Below are 20,090 nucleotides of genomic sequence, written 5' to 3'. Positions count from 1 at the left end.
GCACCGATCCTCGCAGGACGGGTGCCGTGCTCGTGGAGCGAGCGCGGCACCCGTAACGTGATTCAGCGTCCGAGCAGCGGCGACCAAGTCGGGTCGGAGGCATAGGAAGGCGTCGGCACCGGGTTCTCCACGCGGCCGGTGATGTCGACCATGTAGAGCTTGCCGCCGCCCTGGCCGCCGGGATCGCGGAAGAACATCACGTACTGGCCGTTCGGCGCGAAGGTCGGGCCCTCGTTGTGGAAGCCCTCGGTGAGCACGCGCTCGCCAGAGCCGTCGGGGCGCATCACGCAGATGGCGAAACCGCCCTTGCGCTGGCGGGTGAAGGCGATGAGGTCGCCCTTCGGCGACCAGGCCGGCTGAGAGGCGGAGCCCTCGCCGAAGGAGATGCGGTGCGCGTTCGAGCCGTCCGAGCCCATCACGTAGATCTGCTGCGAGCCGCCACGATCGGACTCGAACACGATCTGGCTGCCATCCGGCGAGTAGGTCGGGGAGGTGTCGATGGCGAGCCCCTGGGTGACCGGGTGCTGAGCCTTCGAGGCGATGTCGACGGTGACGATGTCGGCATTGCCGCCCTGTTGCACGCTCATCACCAGGCGGCGGCCGTCCGGCGAGAAGCGCGGGCTGGTGCTCATCGAATCGAAGCTGCCGACAGTCTGGCGGGTACCGCTCTCCAGGTCGATCATCTGGACGCGCGGCTTCTGGCCCGAGGCCTGGGTCATGAAGGCGATGTCCTGGCCCGCCGGCGAGTAGCGCGGCGCCACGACGGAAACGTCGCCGCTGGTCAGCGCACGGACGTTGGCACCGTCCTGGTCCATGACCATCAGGCGCTTGCGCCGGTGCTCTTTGGGACCCGACTCGTCGACGAAGGCGACGCGGCTGTCGAAGAAGCCGCCGATGCCGGTGATCTTGGTGTAAACCTGATCCGAGATCAGGTGGCCGGCGCGGCGGGCATTGCCCGGATCCGTGCCGTATTGCTGGCCGGTGACCTGCTGGCCCGAAGTCACGTCCCAGAGCCGGAACTCGACCTTCAGCTTGCCGTCCCCGGCGCGGCCGACGCGCCCGGTAACGAGCGCCTGCACGCCGGTGCCGCGCCACTTGTCGAAGTTCGGAGCCGCGTCGAAGCTCGGATTCTCGGGGAAGCGCGACTTCTCGAGCGGCGTGAAATAGCCCGAGCGGCGCAGATTGTTCGTCACCACGCTCGACATCAGCGAGCCGAGGCTCGGATCGCCCGCGAAATCGACGATGGCGATCGGCAGCGGCTGGAACGCTCCACCACCGATGCGCAACTGAAGCTGCGCCTGCGCCGGAGCGGCGGCGGCCAGGGTCAACGCGAGCGCGGTGAAGGCGGCGGCCAGGGAGCGCCGCGTGATGGAAAATTGCGTCATGATCGATTCCGAGAAGCTGGCTGGGTCAGACGAGACCCAATGTCCTTCCGTTGCCGGAAGGAGAGGTCGATGAGGTCGGCTCTCACACTCGCGAGAACTCGAACTCCGCGTTGATGGCCTTCCAGTCGTTGTAATACGGCGCGTATTGCGACGGAATCTTGTAGGGCGCGCAGCGCCGCACTGCGCGTAGCGCAGCCTGGGCGATCGACTGGTCGACCGAGTTCTGACCCGAGCGCATCAACCGCGGGTCGCTCGAGAGCGAGCCGTCCGGATTCAGCTTGATGTCGAGCATCGGCAGGATCACGCCCTGCGCCGCGCCCGGCGGCGCCGAGTAACAGCGCTCGATCTGCTGCTGCAGCATGCCGACCAGGGCATCGCGCATCGAAGGCGACAGCTTCTGGGAATTGCCCGTCGAGGTACCGAGGGAGGCCGTGCGCTGAACCTCGCGGCCCGTCGAGCCGGTGGATTGCGACGGCGCCTTGTTGGCGAGGAGCTGGCGGATATCGCCGGGGCTGTATTTGTTCGCGAGCTCGGCCTGCTTCTTGGCCTTCGCTTCGGCGTCAGCCTTGGCCTTCGCCTCGGCCATGGCCTTAGCCTTGGCTTTCGCGGCGGCTTCCGCCTTCGCCGTTGCCTCAGCCTTGGCTTTCGCGTCGGCCTCTGCCTTGGCCTTCGCCTCCGCGAGCTTCTTCTCTGCCTCGGCTTCGGCCTTCGCTTCGGCGTCCGCCTTGGCCTTGGCTTCAGCCTTTGCCTTTGCTTCGGCTTTCGCCTTGGCCTCGGAGGCCTTCTTGGCGGCTTCCTTCGCGGCGGCCTCGGCCTCCTCGCGCTCGACGAGCTTCTGAAGCTCCTCGCGCTTGGCCGCTTCGGCCTTCTCGGCCTTGGCGGCGGCTTCGGCCTTGGCCTTCGCCTCGGCTTTGGCTGCGGCGGCCTTCTCGGCTTCCGCCTTGGCTGCGGCGGCTTTCGCCGCGGCGGCCGCGGCTTCTTCCTTGGCGGGGTCGGGCGTGTCGGCGCGCAGGGGAATCTCGTCGACCGAGGCGAGCTTCATCTCGGCGGTCCGCGTGGGCGGCGCGGGCGTGTCGACCTTGGCGTTCTCGGGCTCGCGCTCCTCGACCTTGTCGGCGACGCGATCGGCCTTGTTCGGCTTTTCCTGCGGCTTGTCGGCGTTGCGCTCGCCGCGGGTCAATTCGGAGAATTGCTGTTCGGTCAGCACTTCGACCGGCACGCCCTCGTCGGCATTCGGCAGGGCCGGAGCCGCCACCGCGAACAGCGCGAGCGCCAGCAACGCCCCGTGCGTGCCTGCGGAAATCCAGACACCGGGCTCGCTCTTGTCAAAGGTGAGCTTCGGAAAGCGCACGCTCAGCGCTCCCTCAATTGTCCGGTTCGGTGACGAGCGCCACCTTCTTGAAGCCGCCGCCGGTGACGATCGCCATCACCTGCGCGACGCGGCCGTAGTCGACCCGCTTGTCGCCGCGCACGAAGACGCGATCCTCGGTGCCGGCCTTGGCCTCCTGCATGAGATGCGGGACGATGTCGTCATCCTTCAGTTCGGCCTCGCCGAGGAAGATCTGGCCGGTCTGGCGGATCGACAGCGTGATCGGCTTCACGTCGGAATTGAGCGGGCTCGCCTTGGATTGCGGCAGGTCGAGCGGCACGCCCACCGTCATCATCGGCGCGGCGACCATGAAGATGATCAGCAGCACGAGCACGACGTCGATGAACGGCGTCATGTTGATCTCGTTGATCGGCCCGCCGCCGCGCTTGCCGCGCCGGCGCCGCTTGCCGCCCTGTGCCGCTCCGTGGCTCATGCCCATGGTGCGTGATCCTGCTTCGGCTTCCTGATCAGGCGGCGAGCGACAGGCGCTCGTCGATCTGGCGCGAGAGGATGGCCGAGAACTCGTCGGCGAAGCCTTCGAGGCGCGACTGCGACTTCGCCACCGAGGCCTGAAGCTTGTTGTAGGCGAGCACCGCGGGAATCGCCGCGAATAGGCCGATGGCGGTGGCGAACAGCGCCTCGGCGATGCCCGGCGCCACGACGGCGAGCGAGGTATTCTTCGAGGCCGCGATCGAGGTGAAGGCAGTCATGATGCCCCAGACCGTGCCGAACAGGCCGATATAGGGGCCGGCCGAACCGATCGAGGCGAGGAACAGAAGGCGCGATTCGAGGCGCTCGACCTCACGATGGATGGTGACGTCGAGCTGCTTCTCGATGCGCTGGCTGAGCGACTGGACCTGACGGCCCGAGCCCTCGAAGCTGCGCTTCCACTCGCGCATCGCTGCGACGAAGACAGCGGCGAGGCCCGTGGCCGGGCGGTCGTTGTAGGAGCGGTACAGCTCTTCCAGCGAGCGACCGGACCAGAACGCCTCCTCGAAGGCATCCATCTCGGCCTCGGTGCGGCGGAAGAGCAGGGTCTTGTCGACGATAATCGACCAGCACCAGATCGAGGCGCTGAGCAGCCCGACCATCACGATCTTCACGACAAAGTGGGCCTGCCAGAACAGGCCGAACAGGCTCATGTCCACGACGGGGGCGGCTTGGGCCGCCTGCATGGCATCGACTGGATTCATCGTCGTCGGATCCCGAGAGTCCTCAAGGCGCGGCAATCTGTGCGGCACCCGCGCCGGGCTCCGCGCTCTCGCCAAAATCCTTGAGCGATATCAAAGCAAATCGCTCTCGAATCTGTCGAAAGTAAGGGCCGAGCTTGCGCAGCCGTCAGACGATGGTCGCGACCTTTTCGTGAGTCAGTTTAGGCGCGCATCAAGGTTAAGGATTGGTTGTCGATCTGGGCTATCGTGGGGCTGATCGACTTTCGGGGGACGATCCACTGAGTCGCACCGACCGCCTGTTCTCACTGATCGATGCCTTGCGCCGTCGCCGGCGCCCGGTGACGGCTGCGGTACTCGCCGAGGAGCTCTCCGTCTCCGAGCGGACGATCTATCGGGACATCGCCACGCTCAGCGGGCTCGGCGCGCCGGTGGAGGGCGAGGCCGGCATCGGCTACCTCCTGCGCTCCGGGTTCTTCCTGCCGCCGCTGATGTTCGACGAGGACGAGCGCGAGGCGCTGGTGCTCGGCGCACGCTGGGTGGAGCGGCAGGCCGATTCCGTCCTGGCCAAGGCGGCTACCAACGCCATCGCCAAGATCGCCATGGCGACTCCTTCCGATCAGCGCGAGGCGCTCGCCGAGACCGGCCTCTGGGCCGCTTTGCCTCAGGCCGAGATCGACCATACGCCCGTGCTCAAGGCCCTGCGCGAAGCGATCCGGCGCGAAGAGAAGCTGTTCATCACCTATCGCGACGCGGCCGGCGCGATGACCGAGCGCACTGTCTGGCCGATCGGCATGGCCTTCTACGACCGCAAAAGGCTGTTTTCAGCCTGGTGCGAGCTGCGCACGGCCTTCCGGCACTTCCACGCCGAGAATATCGGCGAGCTGACATTGACCGGGCAGCGCTATCCGACTCGGAGGGCCGCGCTGGTGAAGGCGTGGCGCAAGGAGATGCGGCCGGCGCAGACCTTGGCGCGTGGCTCCTGACAGAAACTGACGCGCCGCCGCTGCAATCTCCCCTCATCCCAGACGGCCCGGCGAAGGCCGGTCCTGGGCTCAACGAGAGGGGATCAGGTCATGCTTACGTTCTTCCACGCTCCGCATTCGCGCTCCTCGACCATCCACTGGCTGCTGGCCGAACTCGGCGTGCCCTTCGAGACGCGCATCGTCGACATCCGCTCGGCCGGCGGCGTGCCGGCGAGCTACCGGTCGATCCAGGCGCACGGGAAGGTTCCGGCGATCATCCATGACGGCATCACCGTCACCGAGCGCGCGGCCATCGCGATGCATCTGTGCGATGCCTTTCCGCAGGCCGGCCTCGCACCGCCGGTTGGGGATCGCCGCCGCGGGCCGTATCTGAGCTGGCTGACCTATGTCGACGCAGTGCTCGACCCGGCCATCACCGCGCACATGCATCGCTGGCAGTACGAGCCCCGCGGCGTCGCCTTCGGCACGTTCCAGGACGCACTGGCGCATGTCGAGCGGACACTGGCTGCGAGCCCCTATGTCACCGGAGACCGTTTCACGGCCGCGGACGTCGCGCTCGGGAGCGCGATGTACTGGGGGCTGGATATCCTGAAGGTGATTCCGGAGACGCCGATCTTTCGCGGCTATCTCGATCGCGTGAGCCGGCGCTCGGCCTTTCACCGCACGATCGGCGAGGATCCGGCGGAGAGCGCAGCGGAAGCTGCGTGATCTAGCCGGCGTCGGTGGCTGATCGAGTCAGCGAGCGCCGGAGCGAATCCGGGAGACGGATGGCCCGACCCTCGCGCACGCAGGCGACGACCACGTCGGCCTTCATCACCACCTCGTCCCCGCGCCGGACCTCCTGCGTCAGGTGCATCGAGGCGCCCTTCAGCTCGCTCGACCAGGTCCGAACGTCGAGGAGGTCGTCCATGCGCGCGGGCTTCAGGAAGTCGAGCGTCATCTTGCGGACCACGAAGACGAGCCCGCGCGCATCCCGGTGCAGATCCGACTGGTCGCCCGCGAGCGCGCGCAGCAACTCCGTACGCCCGCGCTCCATGAAACGCAGGTAGCTGGCGTGGTAGACGAAGCCGGAAAAGTCGGTGTCTTCGTAGTAGACCCGTATGGGCAGCCGGTGGACGCCATCGCTGAGCGTTCCGCCGATGGGGTTCGTCGTCACACGGCCTCCCGAGATCCGCCCGAATTCAGCGTGATCGGGCCGCCGGCGGGCTAACATCCTGGCGCCGCAGGCGCAAAATCCAGCCGTCCGGGCCCGCGCATGTCAGCCGCGGGTCCAGACGTTTCGAGGCCTGTGATCAGCGGCAGGCCAGGACCTTGGCGCCTGCCGCGACGAACTGCGCTGCCACGCGCTGCTCTTCATCGGTGCGCGGACTGCGCGCGACGAGGCTCGCCTCGCGGGCAAGCCGGGCATTGCAGCCGCAGGACGGTAGGCCCGTTCCGACCTTCGGGGAGCAGGCATCGTGATGCATGCAGGCCTCGTCGAGCGCGTCGACCGGAGGCCGCCCGACGCCGCGGCTGCCGGGGCCGCAGTAATTGCCGTGGAAGACGAGATCACCCTTGGTGTCGGGAAGATCCACGGACGGTTCGTCGATGTCGGGCCCGTCGACGCTCGGGATCTCGAACCTGGGCAGGTCCTGGGCGACGGCTGGAAGCACTGCCGAGCCGGCAAACGCCGACGAAAGGGCGAGCACCATGGCGAAACGCCGGCTCGCGCTACGAAGGGGGATGAAGGCCACGTCGTTCTCCTCGATCAAGGAAGTTCTTGTCCCGCGTATCCGGCAAACGTCGCGACGCTGCCCGGCACGCGGAAACTGCCCCGTCTCGAAGGTTCAGAACGGTCGCGATCCTGCACGGTTCCCCGTCGCAGCGAGTCGGGATCGTGGCTCAGAAGCGGTAGTTGAGGCCGGCGCGGGCCAGTCCGAAGCCCGAATCGGAACGCCCGGTGCCGTAATAGGCCGGCGTCGTCGCATCGTAGTAGGTCATGCCTGTCCTGCCCTTGCCGAGGTCGACGTAGAGCCCCTCGAGCTTGACCGAGATATGGTCGGTCAGCGCGTATTCGACGCCGCCGCCGACCGCGTAGCCGATGCGCGACGTATCGGGCAGCGTGTAGGGATAGGCGCTGGCGCTGGAGGGCAGGCTGCCGCCGCCATAGGCGAGACCGCCGGTCCCGTAGACCAGCCAGCGATCAAAGGCGTAGCCGAGCCGGCCGCGCACCGTTCCGAGGTAATCGAGCGACGGCGAGACGTTGTAATACGGCGTGGTACCGATCGTCGCGCTGCCTCGCGAGAGCGAGGTGCCCTGGATGTCCGTCTCGAAACCGACGACGAAGCCTGAGCCCGGCGTGAACTGATAATTGTAGCCGAGCTGACCACCACCGACGAAGCCGTCCCGGCTGCCGCTTCGTGTCACCGTTCCGTAGGTGGGGTCGGTGAAGCTCGAGGGGCCCGACGTGAAGCCGTAACCAGCATTCACGCCCGCGTAGAAGCCCGTCCAGGTGAACGCCGGCGGGATCGGCAGCAGCGGGGGCGGGGCGGCGCGCTTCGGCAGGTCGGCGGCCTGAGCCGAGACGGCCGTCAGGATGCCGACGCACAAGGCGGCGGCCAGCAGTTTTGCGGTCATGACTTTCTCTCTCGTGACGTCGGCCCGTTTCGCGAGCGGGGGCCGGATCGATCGGCGCCGGAGCGCCGAAAAGGCTTCAGAGTGCCAGGAGCAGCAGACCGACCATGGCAGCGGCGATCACCAGGCACAGGGCGAAATCGATCACCTGCTCTCCGCCGCAGGGATCACGGTCGTCGAGCGTGGCGTCGTTGGGAGGGGGGAGCGCTGGCCGGCCGAAGAGTGGGCCGGGCCGAGCGGGGAGACTGACGGAGATCACCGCAGCCTCAGGCTCTGATCGAACATCGCCGGAGCGAAGCGCGCCTGCGTCTTGGCAGGGGGATTCGCCGCCGTCCCGCTATGAGGGGGGGAGCGCAGGACGGCGGCGACTTGCGCCGTATCGGATGCGTTGCGGTGGAACCGTTCGGCGACCGCGCATCCGATGACGGGCAAGGACAGCGCGGCCAGAAACAGCAGGCCGCGACGAAGGGGATGGAGTGACACGTCGGCAAGAGAGGCTGCGGAGCGGCGCGCCCAGATGGGCTCGTCGGTCGGTGGTTGGTGAGTGCGAGCCTCGGTCATAGTCGGTGTCCGTGGGAAAACTGAACACGCGAAAGCTAAGTGTGCAAATTTCCCACGTCAATTCGAATTCGCCGCTGCCAGGTGTTGAAACGCACATTGTGGGATTGTGTCCCACGCGTCCCCCGGTACATCTGTGACCATGCCCGTGCCGCCCGACACACCCGACATGTCCGATGCCGCCTCACCGCAGGCGGCGGCCTTGCACGCCCCGGTGGCACGCTTGCTGCGGCCGCTCGTGCGGCTGTTCGTGGCGCGCGGCATCACCTTTCCGGCTCTGACCAACCTGCTGCGCGAGCTTTACGTGAACGTGGCCGAATACGATTTCGCGCTGACCGGTAAGGAGCAGACCGACAGCCGCGTCAGCCTTCTCACGGGGATCCACCGCAAGGAGGTGCGCCGCCTGCGCGGGGCAGGGGCGCCCGTGAGCCAAGTGCCGGGCGTGGTCTCGCGCACGAGCCGGATTATCGCGCGCTGGGTCGCGGCGCCGGAATTCACCGACGGACAGGGGCGCCCGCTGCCTCTGCCGCGGGCGAGCGAGGACGAGGCGCCGTCTTTCGAGTCTTTGGTGGCCGGGGTGACGCGGGACGTGCGCCCGCGTGCGGTGCTCGATGAGTGGCTGGATCGCGGTCTCGCTGCGCTCGACGAGCACGGGCGCGTCGTGCTTTGCGAGGCCGCCTACCTGCCGCGGGGCGGCGGCGAGCCGCAGCTCTATTATTTCGGCCGCAACCTCCACGACCATGTTGCCGCCGCAGTCGAGAACATCGTGGGCGAGGAGCCGCGCTTCCTGGAGCGGGCCGTGCATTACGACGGCCTCTCCCAGGCTCTGGCCGAGCGGCTGGAGGCAAGGGCGCGCGAGATCGCGATGGATGCTTTGAGGCAGGCGAATGCCGAGGCGCACGAGGCCTGCATCGGCGATCCCGGCGGATCGCATCGCTGGAATTTCGGCATCTACGTGTATCGCGAGGACACACCACCCGCGAGCACGCCTTCGGCTCCCCCCGCGGACGCTTGAGGAGAGCCGCTCATGAGCGACGACTTCTCCCCGCGGCGACGCCGTTTCCTCGGGCTTCTTGGCGGCCTGCCGCTGCTGCTCGCTTCGGTGCGGATGCCGCGGGCGCAGGTCGATCCAGGCGATCGCGGAATCGGTGGCACCGGCGCGCGACCTCCCGAGGATGAAGTGCCCGGCGGCGATCGCGGCATCGGCGGGACGGGCGTGATCGGCACGATCCGCCGCTTCGGCTCCATCGTCGTCAACGACCTGCGTATCTCTTACCCGCGCGACGTGGCCGTCCGTATCGATGGGGCTCCGGCGCAGGTCTCGGACCTCAAGATCGGCCATGTCGTGCGCGTCGTGGCGGAGGGCGGCGAGGGCGCGCTCTCGACGAAGCTGATCGACGTTACCAGCGAGGTGGTCGGCCCGGTCGAGGCCGTCGCGAAGGGGCGTCTCACCGTGCTCGGTCAAAAGGTCTCTTCGGCCAAGGCCTCGGCCTGGAAGGTCGGAGACATCGTGGCGGTGAGCGGGCTGCGGCGCGGCAACGGCACCATCGTCGCGAGCCTGATCGAGGCGCGGCGCGAGGCGGCGAGCCGGGTGACCGGCCCCGTGAGGAAGGGCGCCGACGGAGCTCCCATGATCGGCGGATTGCGGCTCGATGGATTGAACGCGGGTCTCGTCGGACGCCGCGCTTCGGTCGAGGGCCGCAGCGTCGCGAATGGCCTCGCGGTCGCCTCCGCGCGAGACGTCAGCCGGCCATTCCCGTCGGGGCTCGGGCAGGCCTCGATCGAGGGCTATGTCGAGCGCCACGGCGGCACTCTGCGCCTCGGCTCCGGCCTGCGTCTGGACAATGCCTCCGGGATCTCCGTCTCCAGCGGCTCGCGGGCCGTGCTGACGAGCGGGATCGCGGCCGATGGCCGTCTCACGGTCGACTCGGTCCGCATCGAAGGGCGCCGCGAGCCGGGCGGCCGCCTGGAGCCCGGCGGAGAGGGGCCCGGCAGGTTCCGTCCAGGTGGCGAAAGGCTGCCGGGCCGTGGTGACTTCGAGCCCGGCTTCGGCCGTCCCGGACACGGTGGCGGCTTTGGCGGCGGCCCTGGCGGCGGAGGACTGCCGATCGATACCCGCACGGCGCCCGGCGGGTTCGGCGGGGGAGGGGAAGGCGGCCTTGGCGGACGCCCCGGCTTTGGCGGCGGTCCAGGTGGCGGCTTGCCCGGCATCGGTCCGGGCGGCCCCGGCTTCGGCGGGGGCGGTCCCGGATTGCCGGGGATCGGCGGCGGCGGTTTTGGACGCGGCGGCCGCTGAGCCTCGCGTGCCGATCGAGCCTCGCCGAGAAATTCGCCGCGGCGCGGGACACAATCGGGTTTCGGGCGTTCTGTGATCGATCCATCCGCCCCGCGACCCCTCGCGACGGGCGGAAGGGACCCGTTCGAGGAGTATGGACATGGTGGATACGGATCGCGTCGTCGGTGGCGCCAAGGAGCTTGGCGGCAAGGTCCAAAGCGCGGTCGGCGATGCCGTCGGCTCGACGCGGGACTCGCTCGAGGGCCGGTACCGCGATGCGCAAGGAAAGGCTCAGCAGGCCTACGGACAAGCCAAGGACAAGGCGCGCGACGTGGCTGACGACGTCAGCGACTATGCGAACGACGCCTACGACCGCGGGAGCCAGTACGCGCGCGATGCCTACGATCGCGGTGCCGACTACGCCCGTGACGCTTATGACCGCGGCAGTGACTATGCGCGGGACGCCTATGACCGAAGCGGCGATTACGTCCGCGACGGACAGCGAGCGGTCAGCGCGCGGGTAGAGGAGAATCCGATGGTGGCGCTGCTGATCGCAGGCGCTGTCGGGTACGGCCTGGCCCTGCTGCTGCACAGCCGCCGCTGAGCGGTCGGCGAACCAAGTCCTGCCGCCGAGCCCGGCGGCGGGGCTACGGACGAAACCCTTCGAAGACCATCTGGTCGGCGTGAGCGGCTGCGTTCCTGCGCTGATCGTCGCTACGGACAGTCCAGGTCATGACCGGCATGTGTCCGAGCTGACGGCAGAGATACGGCACGCCGCCCGGCAGATCGTCGACGCGCCAGGATAGGAAATCCGGCCGGCTGTCTTGCCAATGGAGCAGGTTTGCGAGGCTGAAGCGCTCGGCTTTCGTGAGCCGCGCGTAGGAGGGATCCTCCTGGCTGCTCTCGCCGACGATCCCCCGCGGCACGTCCTTCCGCGCGAACTCGGCCAGAGCGCCGACGATCCGCGGATCGAAGGATTTCAGTGCCACCGGCCCGTCATAGCCGGCTACGACCTCCGCAACGCGTCGAGCGAGGCTCAGGTCCTCGTCGAACCGCGTCTTCACCTCGATGATCAAGGGCGTCCGCCCCGCGATTGCTCGCAGGAAGTCGGGCAGCGTCGCGATGCGCTGATCGGTGCCCGCTATGGCGAGCGTCGAGAGATCGGACGCTTTGCGCGAGGCAATCGGCTCACTGGCCTCCGTCAGCCGGCCGAGCCCCTCGTCGTGGAAGACCATGGCCTCGCCATCGAGGCTCGGCTGCACGTCGCACTCGATGGCGTAGCCGCCGGCAATGGCGGCCTCGGCCGCGGCGATCGTGTTTTCCGGGATGCCGGCCTTGCGGTCATGCAGCCCGCGATGGGCGATCGGCCGGGTCGTGAGCCAGCCGGGCGCGGCCACGCTCAGCGAACCTCGAACATCGCTTCGACCTCGACGGCCGCGTCGAGCGGCAATTCCGCGACGCCGACGGTGGAGCGGGCGTGACGGCCGCGGTCGCCGAGCACTTCGACCATCAGGTTCGATGCTCCGTTCATGATGGGAGCGAGGCCGGCAAAGCTCGGCACGGCGTTGATGAAACCGCCGAGGCGGATGCATTGCACGACGCCGTGGTCGAGATCGCCGATGGCGGCCTGGACCTGCGCGAGGACGTTGAGGGCGCAGAGGCGAGCCGCCGCGATGCCGTCCTCGTTCGAGACCTCCGCGCCGAGCTTGCCCTTGTGAGCTTCGGCGAGCTTGCCATCCGCACCGAAGCAAATCTGGCCCGAGATCACGACGACGTCGCCGTAGCGCACGAACGGCACGTAGTTCGCGACGGGCGCGGCGGGCTTCGGAAGGGTGAGGCCGAGCTTCTCCAGACGTTCCTTGACCGAACTCATGCGCTGTCTCCCCCGGGGCAGATTCTCGTCTGCCAGCGCTCTGAGCACAGGGGTCGGGCCTGCGCAACCCGAGGCCTCGGACAGTGTCCAAGGCACTGTCACAATTGACACGCCCTCCGCATGTCATAGTAATCGCGCGCGTGCCGCCCGTCCTCCGAGGCGGCACTTTCTTTTGGAACGGTCGCGGTTGGCGGCCTCTGAAAACGGAGAGCCCATTGGCATCGAACTCCGCACTCGTCGGGACCTATAACCGCGCGCCGATCGCCTTCGAGCGCGGCGAGGGCGCTTGGCTCGTGGCGGAGACCGGTGAGCGATATCTGGATTTCGGTGCCGGCATCGCCGTGAATGGGCTCGGCCATGCGCATCCGCATCTCGTCGAGGCGCTGACCACCCAGGCGCAGAAGATCTGGCACACCTCGAACCTGTTCCAGATTCCACAGGGCGAGCGGCTCGGCCAGCGGCTGGTGGACGCCACCTTCGCGGACGTTGCCTTCTTCGCCAATTCCGGCGCCGAGGCGAACGAGGCCGCCATCAAGATGGCGCGCAAGTACCACGCGGCAGGCGGCCATCCCGAGCGCTATCGGATCATCACCTTCGAGGGCGCCTTCCACGGCCGTACCCTGGCGACGATCGCGGCCGGCGGACAGGCGAAGTACATCGAGGGCTTCGGCCCGAAGGTAGACGGTTTCGACCAGGTGCCGGTCGGTGATTTCGATGCCCTTATGCAGGCGATCGGGCCGGAGACGGCCGCTCTGATGATCGAGCCGATCCAGGGCGAGGGCGGCGTGCGCAGCATCGACGGCGAGTTGCTGCGCCGCTTGCGCGCAATCTGCGACGATAACGGCCTGCTCCTGATCTTCGACGAGATCCAGACCGGCGTCGGGCGCACGGGCCGATTCTTCGCCTACGAGTGGAGCGGCGTCACCCCCGACATCATGAGCGTCGCCAAGGGGATCGGTGGCGGATTTCCGCTCGGCGTCTGCCTCGCCACGGCCGAGGCTGCGCGCGGCCTCACCGCCGGTACGCACGGCACCACCTTCGGTGGCAATCCGCTCGCCATGGCGGTGGGCAACGCCGTGCTCGACGTGATCCTCGCCGACGGCTTCCTGGAGCGCGTGCAGCAGACCGCGCTTCTGCTGAAGCAGCGGCTCGCCGCCCTCGTCGACCGGCACCCGCGCGTCTTCACCGAGATCCGTGGCCAGGGGCTGATGCTCGGCCTCAAGCTCAACGTACTCAATACTGATTTCGCCGCAGCCGCCCGCGCGCAGAAACTGCTCGTGATCCCGGCCGGTGACAACGTGGTGCGTCTGTTGCCTCCGTTGATCATCACGGAGGACGACGTGGCCCAGGCCGTCGAGCGCCTGGATGCCGCGGCGAGCACCCTCGAGGCGCAGGTCCGCGGAGCGGCCTGAGCCCTGACAACCTGGAGCATGTTGCGAGAAGCGGACACGGTTTTCGCGCCAAGCATGTTCTAACTTATTGAAGCGATCATGTTTTCGGCGTTTTGATTGGTTCAGTCGAAACGCCGCATGATCCGGCAAGCGACAAGTGAAGCACGACACCATGGCCGCGACTGCGAACGGGGCGGGACGGGACATCCGCCACTTCCTCGACCTCAAGGATTTCTCCGGAGCCGACCTGCGCCGCATCATCGATGCCAGCGCCGCCATGAAGAGCGCGCGCCGCAAGGGGCGTCCCGCCGCGGACAGGCCGCTCGCCGGTCGTCAACTCGCCATGGTGTTCGACCGGCCCTCGACCCGGACCCGCGTCTCGTTCGACATCGCCATGCGCGAGCTCGGCGGTGAGACGCTGATGCTGACCGGCAAGGAGATGCAGCTCGGCCGGGGCGAGACCGTCGCGGACACGGCCCGCGTGCTCTCGCGCTACGTCGACGCGATCATGATCCGCATCCTCGACCATGGGCTGATGGCCGAGCTCGCCGAGAACGCCTCGGTGCCGGTGATCAACGCGCTCACAAAGGTCTCGCATCCGTGCCAGATCATGGCCGACGTGCTGACCTTCGAGGAGCATCGCGGGTCGATCAAGGGCCGCACGGTGGCGTGGTCGGGCGATGCCAACAACGTGCTGGCGAGCTGGGTGCACGCCGCGGCGCGCTTCGACTTCACCCTCAACGTCGCGGCGCCCCCCGAACTGGCAATGCCGTCCTCTTTGGTCGAGTGGGCCAAGCGCGAAGGCGCGCGCGTCAACGCCACCACCGACGCCTACGAGGCGGTCGCTGGCGCGGATGCGGTGGTCACCGATTGCTGGGTGTCGATGGGCGATGACGACGAGCATTACCGGCACAACCTGCTGTCACCCTATCGGGTCGATGCAGGGCTGATGAAGGCGGCCGCCAAGGATGCGATCTTCATGCACTGCCTGCCGGCGCATCGCGGCGAGGAGGTCACGGCAGAGGTGATCGACGGCCCGCAATCGGTGGTGTTCGACGAGGCCGAGAACCGTCTGCACGCGCAGAAGGGCATCCTGGCCTGGTGCCTCGAGGCACCCGGTCTCGCCTGAGCGGGCGCCGTCATCCACTGTCACGTGACGCTCGCCACTTGAGACGGCCACGCTGGAGTCCCATCTCCCATGTCGTCTTCGTGGAGCGCGAAATCCGTGACCGAGCGCCGTCTCATGCGCCGCATCGCTGCCGTGACCGGGCTCGGCCTCGCGGCGGGCCTGCTCTCGGGCTGCGCCGGTGACATGCAGGCCAATACCGGGCTGCCGAGCCTGTACCTGCCGCTCACCACGCCCAGCGCATCGGTCGACACCGTAGCGGCACGGGACATGATCTCCGCGTACCGGAAGGGGCGCGGCGAGGCACCGCTGACGGTTGATCCAGAGCTCCAGAAGCTCGCCGAGACCGAGGCCGCGGCCATGGCGGTCGCCGACAAGCCGAGCCAGAGCCGCACCGTCGCCGCCGCGATCGGCCGCCTCGGCTACGCCGCCCCCGGCGCCAACCTGTCGGCGGGCTACCATACCCTGGCCGAGGCGTTCTCGGGTTGGCGCGACAGTCCTCCGCACAACGCCGTGATGCTCTCCGCCGACGCGACCCGGATGGGGATCGCCACGGCCTATGCCCCGGGCTCCAAGTACAAGGTGTACTGGGCCCTGCTGGTCGCCAAATAGGCACGGCCCGACGGGCTGCGACCCCGGATCGGACCGGTCGCCTGCGGCATCCCGAATTGACGGCGGTGGCGCATGACGCATCGTGACTTGCATCATTGATCTCGGCATTCTACCAACTAGTAGGACGAAATCGGTGGTGCACGTGTCGATAGGCGTGGCGATTTTTCAATCGATATTGGTGGTGCCGGCCCTCGCGTTTGCTGTGGCGGTGAACGGGAGCGCCTTGTCGGCCGAGCGTCCCCCGGCCGGAGCGTCTTCGTGCTCGGGCTGCCATGCTGCTGGTTCGACCGAGATGCCCGCCTTGGAAAGCTTCACCGTCTCCGAAATCGAAACGGCGATGGGCGCCTATCGCTCCGGCGCGCGAGGGGGGACGATCATGCCGCGCATCGCCAAGGGGTTCTCGTCGAGCGAAGCGCATGCGATCGCAGCCTTCCTCGGACGCGACCGGAAGATCGCGCCGTGAGCGGCCGCGCGAACCGCCGCCAGGTCCTCGGCGGATTGACGGCTACGGCGCTCGCCGCCCCGGCCCTGGCGCAGGCGAAGCCGGCGATCGTCGTGGTCGGCGGCGGCTATGGTGGCGTGACGGTGGCGCGCGAACTGGTCCGGCTCGGCCTCGGCGTGACGCTGGTCGAGCCGTCGGCGACCTATACCTCCTGCCCGTCGAGCAATGCCGTCATCGCCGGGATGTTGCCGATCTCTGCCGTGACCTTCGATTACGCGGGCGTGGCACGTGCCGGCGTCACGATGGTCCGGGACACGGTGACCGCGATCGAGGCGGAGACGCGCCGGGTTCGGCTCGCGGGCGGCGGCAGCCTCGCCTACGACCGGCTCGTGGTTTCTCCCGGTGTCGCGATGCGCTTCGACGCGATTCCCGGCTACGACGAGGCAGCGAGCCTCGTGATGCCGCATTCCTGGAAAGCCGGGACGCAGACCAGCCTTCTGGCGCGCCAAATCGCGGCGATGGAGGATGGCGGCCTCGTCATTATTTCCGTGCCGGGCATGCCCTATCGCTGCCCGCCAGGCCCCTACGAACGGGCGAGTCTGATCGCAGATTACCTGAAGACGCATAAGCCGCGCTCGAAGGTGATCGTGCTCGACGCAAAAGACAAATATTCGAAGCAGCCGCTGTTCGAGGCTGCCTGGAAAACCCTCTATCCCGACCATATCGAATGGGTCCCGGCCTCGAAGGGCGGTACTCTGAAACGGGTCGATGCCGGGTCGATGCTCCTCGAGTCCGAGGGAGGGCGGTTCAAGCCGGCGGTCGCGAACGTCATCCCGCCTCAGCACGCGCCGGAATTCTGCTTCCAGGCTGGCCTCGCGGATGCCTATGGCTGGTGCCGCATCGACCCGGTGACCTTCGAGTCGATCCGGGTGCCGGGCATCCACGTGCTGGGCGATGCATCGGCGGCCGGAGCGATGCCGAAATCCGCCTTCTCGGCGAACGCGCAAGGCAAGGTCTGCGCCCAGGCGATCGCCGACCTCTACGCGGGGCGAAAGCCCGATGAGCCGCGGCTGATCAACGTCTGCTACAGTCTTGCGGCGCCCGATTACGCCTTCTCCGTCGCCGGGGTCTATGCGCCCGAATGGGACGCTCTGATCTCCGTGCCGGGAGCCGGCGGCCTGAGCCCGGACGATGCCCCGCTCGAGGTCAGGGCGAAGGAGGCGACGCTCGGCGCCGCCTGGTACAGGACGATCACCCGCGATCTGTTCGGCTGAGACGGGCGAGGGCTGCCTAAGGCAGGCCCTTGCCGCCGGATGGCGACGAGCAGTCGCGCTCGCGCCGCACCGGAAGCGCGGCGGTTCGGTAAGTCACGCCGCTCCGGCGGTGAGTTCGTCGCGGTGATTGTGCGGCAGATGGGCGACGAGCATCTCGCGCACCAGCGTCGCGCTCTTCTGGTCGCGGATCAGCAGCACGCCGTCGATGATCAGCGAGCGCGAAACGGCCTCTTCCTTGACCTTGAGGTGCAGTTTGTCGGCGAGCGGCAGGGCGAACATGTTCGCGATCAGCGCGCCGTAAAGCGTGGCGAGCAGCGCGGTCGCCATGGCGGGCCAGAGCTTCGACGGGTCCGACATGTGGGCGAACGCGGTCACCATGCCGAGGATGGTGCCGATCATGCCCCAGGCCGGGGCGCAGCCACCGAAGGCGCGGTAGATCTTCGAGCCCTCGTCGAGATGCATCAGGAAAGTGTCGCGGTCACGCTCCATCGCGTCGCGGATGAATTCGCGGTCGTAGCCGTCAGCGATGTAGCGCGCGCCCTGGGCCAGGAACGGATCAGAGATCTCCATCGATTCCAGCGCGATCGGGCCGCTCTTGCGGACGACTTCGGCGATCTTGGTTATTTCTTCGATCAACTCGCGCGGCTTGCTCGCCCGCATGGTGAAGGCGTAGCGCAGGCCCATCGGCACGCCGTGCAGGATGGTCGCGAACGGGAAACGCATCATCGTCGCCATGGTGGCGCCGCCGAAGATCACGATGAGGGCGTACTTGTCGTAGTAGGCGCTCAAGTCGCCGCCATCGATCATGATCAGGGTGAAGACGACGCCGAAGCCGCCGAGCAGACCGATGCAGGTTGCGAGATCCATGACGCGACGCTCGGCCCCTGGCTCCGCGCGTTCCTGCAGAGCAGCACCATAGATTTAAAAAAACACGCTGAACGAAGCGTAAAATCTGAAGCGGAAATCATTCCCCGGCTCATGCAGCGTTCAGCCTGGACCTGCGATAAGCCCTTCGTCACGATGCGATAAGGGCCTCTAGATCCCAGGTCGCAGAGGACGGGAGGACTTGCCGCGGCTCGCGCCCGGATGGCTCTCCTGGGGGCGGGCTGGGAGAATTTTCCACCATGTCGATGATTCGTCTCTATGCGCGGGTCATGGGTCTGCTCGGCGCCGACAAGCGCCTCGCGATCGGCCTCGTCGCGGCCAACGTTCTCCTGGCCGTCGCCGCCTTCGCCGAGCCGCTGATCATGGGCCGGATCATCGACGGCCTGACGCATCTCAGCCGCGGCGCGAACGCGTTCACGACCATGGTTCCGTGGATCGCCGCCTGGGTCGCCTTCGGCATCTTCACCATCGGTGCCGGCGTCGCTATCGCGCTCCATTCCGATCGGCTCGCCCATCGCAACCGTCTCTCGACGATGGCGAGCTATTTCGAGCACGTGCTCGACCTGCCGATCGCCTTCCACTCGGCCAACCATTCCGGCCGTGTGCTCAAGGCGATGCTCGAGGGCACCAACGGCATGTCCTGGCTCTGGCTCGGCTTCTTCCGCGACCACTTCGCCGCGCTCGTTTCGCTCGGCGTGCTGCTGCCGATGACGCTGTTCATCAACTGGCAGCTCGGCTCGATCCTCGTTGTGCTGGTTCTCGTCTTCACGGCGCTGACCTCCTTCGTCATGCGCCGCACGGAGCAGCTTCAGGGCAAGGTCGAGCAATTCCATTCGGGGCTCGCTGCGCACGCCTCCGACGCGATCGGCAACGTCGCCGTGATCCAGTCCTTCACCCGCGCCAAGGCGGAGAAGGAGGCGATGCATGGCATGATCACCGACCTGCTCAAGGCGCAGATCCCGGTCCTGTCCTGGTGGGCGCTTGCCGCCGTGGCGACGAAGGCTTCGGCCACGTTGACCATGACCGCGATCTTCATCACCGGCATCTTCCTGCACCAGAACGGCTCGGCCAGCGTCGGTGAGGTCGTCGCCTTCATGAGCCTCGCGACCATGCTAGTGGCGCGCCTCGACCACGTCGTGACCTTCGTCAACGGCCTGTTTCAGCAGGCACCGAAGATGCGTGAGTTCTTCGAGATCATCGACACGGTGCCCACCGTGCGTGACCGCCCGCATGCCCGCCAGGTCGCCCGCTTCGAGGGCGAGGTCAGCTTCGACGACGTCGGCTTCTCCTATGACGGTCGCCGCAAGGCGCTGGACGGCGTGTCGTTCAAGGCCGAGCCCGGCCAGACCGTCGCACTGGTCGGTACCACCGGCTCGGGCAAGTCGACGACGCTGGGCCTGCTCCATCGCAGTTTCGATCCGAGCATGGGCACGATCCGCATCGACGGCACCGATATCCGCGACATCGGCCTGACCAGCCTGCGCCACAACATCGGCGTGGTGTTCCAGGAGCCGATGCTCTTCGCCCGCTCGATCCGCGAGAACCTGCAGGTCGGGCGTCCGAACGCCACCGATGCCGAGATGCTCGATGCGCTGGAGCGCGCTCAGGCCAGCGAATTCATGGCCCGCCAGGCCGACGGTCTCGACACGATCATCGGCGAGCGCGGCCGCTCGCTCTCCGGCGGCGAGCGCCAGCGCCTCTCGATCGCCCGTGCGCTGCTCAAGAACCCGCCGGTGCTGATCCTCGACGAGGCAACGAGTGCCCTCGACGCGGCGACGGAGCGCAAGCTCCAGGGTGCGCTTGAGGAGGTGATGAAGGATCGCACGACCTTCGTGATCGCCCACCGCCTGGCCACCATCCGCGATGCCGACCGCATCCTGGTCTTCCACGAGGGCCGCATCATCGAGAGCGGCACCTTCGAGGAGCTGGTCGCGCAGGATGGCCGCTTCGCCGAGCTGGCGCGGGCGCAGTTCATGGCAGCCCAGGCCGAAGCGCCGGAGCCGGACGTCGACGCCATCGCGGCCTGACTCGCGCCGCCATCACGAAGCCGCGAGAGCGGGCTCTCGTTCCTGGGCGATGGCGAGCGTAGCTGTTAGGCGCGTGGCTGCGCCACGGCCGTGGCATTCGTCGCG

23 protein-coding genes are annotated in these 20,090 nt (G+C 67.7%); 11 read left to right on the top strand and 12 right to left on the bottom strand.

The annotated features are described in order from the left end of the window. Positions 1-62: 62 nt before the first annotated feature. The 4 genes from tolB to tolQ all read right to left on the bottom strand — a co-directional run bounded on the left by tolB (position 63) and on the right by tolQ (position 3,947). Positions 63-1,385, bottom strand: a complete 1,323-nt coding sequence (gene tolB, locus HCU64_RS10805; RefSeq protein WP_233383876.1) for a Tol-Pal system beta propeller repeat protein TolB — start codon at positions 1,383-1,385, stop codon at positions 63-65. 82 nt (positions 1,386-1,467) lie between these two features. Next, positions 1,468-2,736 carry a cell envelope integrity protein TolA gene (gene tolA / locus HCU64_RS10800; protein WP_442785941.1) on the bottom strand — a complete coding sequence of 423 codons (1,269 nt, stop codon included), beginning with the start codon at positions 2,734-2,736 and terminating at the stop codon, positions 1,468-1,470. Positions 2,737-2,749: 13 nt separating this feature from the next. Continuing rightward, positions 2,750-3,193 (bottom strand): ExbD/TolR family protein, encoded by a 444-nt coding sequence (locus tag HCU64_RS10795; RefSeq protein WP_147044772.1) that lies wholly within the window; start codon positions 3,191-3,193, stop codon positions 2,750-2,752. A 28-nt stretch (positions 3,194-3,221) separates the two neighbouring features. Continuing rightward, positions 3,222-3,947, bottom strand: coding sequence for a protein TolQ (tolQ, locus tag HCU64_RS10790; protein ID WP_233383875.1), 726 nt, complete (start codon positions 3,945-3,947; stop codon positions 3,222-3,224). Positions 3,948-4,150: 203 nt separating this feature from the next. Between tolQ and HCU64_RS10785 the strand changes: the two genes are divergently transcribed. Continuing rightward, positions 4,151-4,909, top strand: coding sequence for a helix-turn-helix transcriptional regulator (locus tag HCU64_RS10785; protein WP_233383874.1), 759 nt, complete (start codon positions 4,151-4,153; stop codon positions 4,907-4,909). Positions 4,910-4,999: 90 nt separating this feature from the next. Next, on the top strand, positions 5,000-5,617 hold the full coding sequence (locus tag HCU64_RS10780) for a glutathione S-transferase family protein (RefSeq protein ID WP_233383873.1): 618 nt from the start codon (positions 5,000-5,002) through the stop codon (positions 5,615-5,617). A gap of 1 nt (position 5,618) precedes the next feature. On the opposite strand, the gene ybgC is transcribed toward HCU64_RS10780, so the two are convergent. From ybgC to HCU64_RS10755, 5 genes are all read right to left on the bottom strand, one after another. Continuing rightward, entirely contained in the window at positions 5,619-6,050 is a 432-nt protein-coding gene (ybgC, locus tag HCU64_RS10775; protein WP_442785950.1) for a tol-pal system-associated acyl-CoA thioesterase, read from the bottom strand. A 151-nt stretch (positions 6,051-6,201) separates the two neighbouring features. Further along, on the bottom strand, positions 6,202-6,642 hold the full coding sequence (locus HCU64_RS10770; RefSeq protein ID WP_233383869.1) for a hypothetical protein: 441 nt from the start codon (positions 6,640-6,642) through the stop codon (positions 6,202-6,204). 148 nt (positions 6,643-6,790) lie between these two features. Continuing rightward, complete coding sequence (locus HCU64_RS10765; protein ID WP_233383868.1) at positions 6,791-7,525, bottom strand: outer membrane protein; 735 nt, start codon at positions 7,523-7,525, stop codon at positions 6,791-6,793. Positions 7,526-7,601: 76 nt separating this feature from the next. Beyond that, on the bottom strand, positions 7,602-7,781 hold the full coding sequence (locus tag HCU64_RS10760) for a hypothetical protein (RefSeq protein ID WP_233383867.1): 180 nt from the start codon (positions 7,779-7,781) through the stop codon (positions 7,602-7,604). Beyond that, a complete protein-coding gene (locus tag HCU64_RS10755) occupies positions 7,778-8,083 on the bottom strand; it encodes a hypothetical protein (RefSeq protein ID WP_233383866.1) in 306 nt (101 codons plus the stop codon). Before HCU64_RS10755 ends, HCU64_RS10760 begins: the two co-directional genes overlap by 4 nt. Before the next feature lie 166 nt (positions 8,084-8,249). Here HCU64_RS10755 and HCU64_RS10750 point away from each other — a divergent pair, with 166 nt between their 5' ends. The 3 genes from HCU64_RS10750 (at position 8,250) to HCU64_RS10740 (ending at position 10,959) form a co-directional block, all read left to right on the top strand. Next, a complete protein-coding gene (locus HCU64_RS10750; protein ID WP_233383865.1) occupies positions 8,250-9,095 on the top strand; it encodes a DUF6502 family protein in 846 nt (281 codons plus the stop codon). Between the two features lie 12 nt (positions 9,096-9,107). Continuing rightward, positions 9,108-10,376: a DUF5666 domain-containing protein gene (locus tag HCU64_RS25245; protein ID WP_267922291.1), complete on the top strand. Its 1,269-nt coding sequence runs from the start codon at positions 9,108-9,110 to the stop codon at positions 10,374-10,376. A gap of 139 nt (positions 10,377-10,515) precedes the next feature. Beyond that, entirely contained in the window at positions 10,516-10,959 is a 444-nt protein-coding gene (locus HCU64_RS10740) for a CsbD family protein (protein WP_233383864.1), read from the top strand. A 43-nt stretch (positions 10,960-11,002) separates the two neighbouring features. Here HCU64_RS10740 and HCU64_RS10735 read toward each other — a convergent pair whose 3' ends face one another. Both HCU64_RS10735 and HCU64_RS10730 read right to left on the bottom strand, forming a co-directional pair. Beyond that, positions 11,003-11,752 (bottom strand): glycerophosphodiester phosphodiesterase family protein, encoded by a 750-nt coding sequence (locus HCU64_RS10735; RefSeq protein WP_233383863.1) that lies wholly within the window; start codon positions 11,750-11,752, stop codon positions 11,003-11,005. Between the two features lie 2 nt (positions 11,753-11,754). After that, positions 11,755-12,228, bottom strand: a complete 474-nt coding sequence (locus HCU64_RS10730) for a RidA family protein (RefSeq protein ID WP_233383862.1) — start codon at positions 12,226-12,228, stop codon at positions 11,755-11,757. Positions 12,229-12,443: 215 nt separating this feature from the next. On the opposite strand from HCU64_RS10730, the gene HCU64_RS10725 reads away from it, so the two are divergent. The 5 genes from HCU64_RS10725 (at position 12,444) to HCU64_RS10705 (ending at position 17,073) form a co-directional block, all read left to right on the top strand. Then, entirely contained in the window at positions 12,444-13,640 is a 1,197-nt protein-coding gene (locus HCU64_RS10725; protein WP_233383860.1) for an aspartate aminotransferase family protein, read from the top strand. A gap of 151 nt (positions 13,641-13,791) precedes the next feature. Beyond that, positions 13,792-14,748 (top strand): ornithine carbamoyltransferase, encoded by a 957-nt coding sequence (argF, locus tag HCU64_RS10720; protein WP_233383858.1) that lies wholly within the window; start codon positions 13,792-13,794, stop codon positions 14,746-14,748. A gap of 114 nt (positions 14,749-14,862) precedes the next feature. Continuing rightward, a complete protein-coding gene (locus HCU64_RS10715) occupies positions 14,863-15,357 on the top strand; it encodes a CAP domain-containing protein (RefSeq protein ID WP_233384268.1) in 495 nt (164 codons plus the stop codon). Between the two features lie 301 nt (positions 15,358-15,658). After that, positions 15,659-15,820: a c-type cytochrome gene (locus tag HCU64_RS10710; protein WP_233383856.1), complete on the top strand. Its 162-nt coding sequence runs from the start codon at positions 15,659-15,661 to the stop codon at positions 15,818-15,820. Further along, a complete protein-coding gene (locus HCU64_RS10705; protein WP_233383855.1) occupies positions 15,817-17,073 on the top strand; it encodes an FCSD flavin-binding domain-containing protein in 1,257 nt (418 codons plus the stop codon). Before HCU64_RS10710 ends, HCU64_RS10705 begins: the two co-directional genes overlap by 4 nt. A 93-nt stretch (positions 17,074-17,166) precedes the next feature. On the opposite strand, the gene HCU64_RS10700 is transcribed toward HCU64_RS10705, so the two are convergent. After that, complete coding sequence (locus HCU64_RS10700) at positions 17,167-17,940, bottom strand: motility protein A (RefSeq protein WP_233383854.1); 774 nt, start codon at positions 17,938-17,940, stop codon at positions 17,167-17,169. Between the two features lie 257 nt (positions 17,941-18,197). Here HCU64_RS10700 and HCU64_RS10695 point away from each other — a divergent pair, with 257 nt between their 5' ends. After that, positions 18,198-19,985: a glucan ABC transporter ATP-binding protein/ permease gene (locus HCU64_RS10695; RefSeq protein ID WP_233383853.1), complete on the top strand. Its 1,788-nt coding sequence runs from the start codon at positions 18,198-18,200 to the stop codon at positions 19,983-19,985. Positions 19,986-20,090 lie beyond the last annotated feature (105 nt).

Origin of the sequence: Methylobacterium sp. C25, assembly GCF_021352225.1 — a bacterium.
In the GTDB taxonomy this organism is placed as follows: domain Bacteria; phylum Pseudomonadota; class Alphaproteobacteria; order Rhizobiales; family Beijerinckiaceae; genus Methylobacterium.
This window is presented reverse-complemented; position numbering and strand designations above follow the sequence as displayed.

What these genes read in the sequence shown, in the direction of transcription:
- HCU64_RS10795 (WP_147044772.1), bottom strand. Translation starts at nt 3,193, where the DNA reads ATGGGCATGAGCCACGGAGCGGCACAGGGCGGCAAGCGGCGCCGGCGC.
- HCU64_RS10755 (WP_233383866.1), bottom strand. Translation starts at nt 8,083, where the DNA reads ATGACCGAGGCTCGCACTCACCAACCACCGACCGACGAGCCCATCTGG.
- HCU64_RS25245 (WP_267922291.1), top strand. Translation starts at nt 9,108, where the DNA reads ATGAGCGACGACTTCTCCCCGCGGCGACGCCGTTTCCTCGGGCTTCTT.
- tolQ (WP_233383875.1), bottom strand. Translation starts at nt 3,947, where the DNA reads ATGAATCCAGTCGATGCCATGCAGGCGGCCCAAGCCGCCCCCGTCGTG.
- HCU64_RS10750 (WP_233383865.1), top strand. Translation starts at nt 8,250, where the DNA reads ATGTCCGATGCCGCCTCACCGCAGGCGGCGGCCTTGCACGCCCCGGTG.
- HCU64_RS10695 (WP_233383853.1), top strand. Translation starts at nt 18,198, where the DNA reads ATGTCGATGATTCGTCTCTATGCGCGGGTCATGGGTCTGCTCGGCGCC.
- HCU64_RS10780 (WP_233383873.1), top strand. Translation starts at nt 5,000, where the DNA reads ATGCTTACGTTCTTCCACGCTCCGCATTCGCGCTCCTCGACCATCCAC.
- HCU64_RS10730 (WP_233383862.1), bottom strand. Translation starts at nt 12,228, where the DNA reads ATGAGTTCGGTCAAGGAACGTCTGGAGAAGCTCGGCCTCACCCTTCCG.
- HCU64_RS10740 (WP_233383864.1), top strand. Translation starts at nt 10,516, where the DNA reads ATGGTGGATACGGATCGCGTCGTCGGTGGCGCCAAGGAGCTTGGCGGC.
- HCU64_RS10715 (WP_233384268.1), top strand. Translation starts at nt 14,863, where the DNA reads ATGCGCCGCATCGCTGCCGTGACCGGGCTCGGCCTCGCGGCGGGCCTG.
- HCU64_RS10700 (WP_233383854.1), bottom strand. Translation starts at nt 17,940, where the DNA reads ATGGATCTCGCAACCTGCATCGGTCTGCTCGGCGGCTTCGGCGTCGTC.
- tolB (WP_233383876.1), bottom strand. Translation starts at nt 1,385, where the DNA reads ATGACGCAATTTTCCATCACGCGGCGCTCCCTGGCCGCCGCCTTCACC.
- argF (WP_233383858.1), top strand. Translation starts at nt 13,792, where the DNA reads ATGGCCGCGACTGCGAACGGGGCGGGACGGGACATCCGCCACTTCCTC.
- HCU64_RS10765 (WP_233383868.1), bottom strand. Translation starts at nt 7,525, where the DNA reads ATGACCGCAAAACTGCTGGCCGCCGCCTTGTGCGTCGGCATCCTGACG.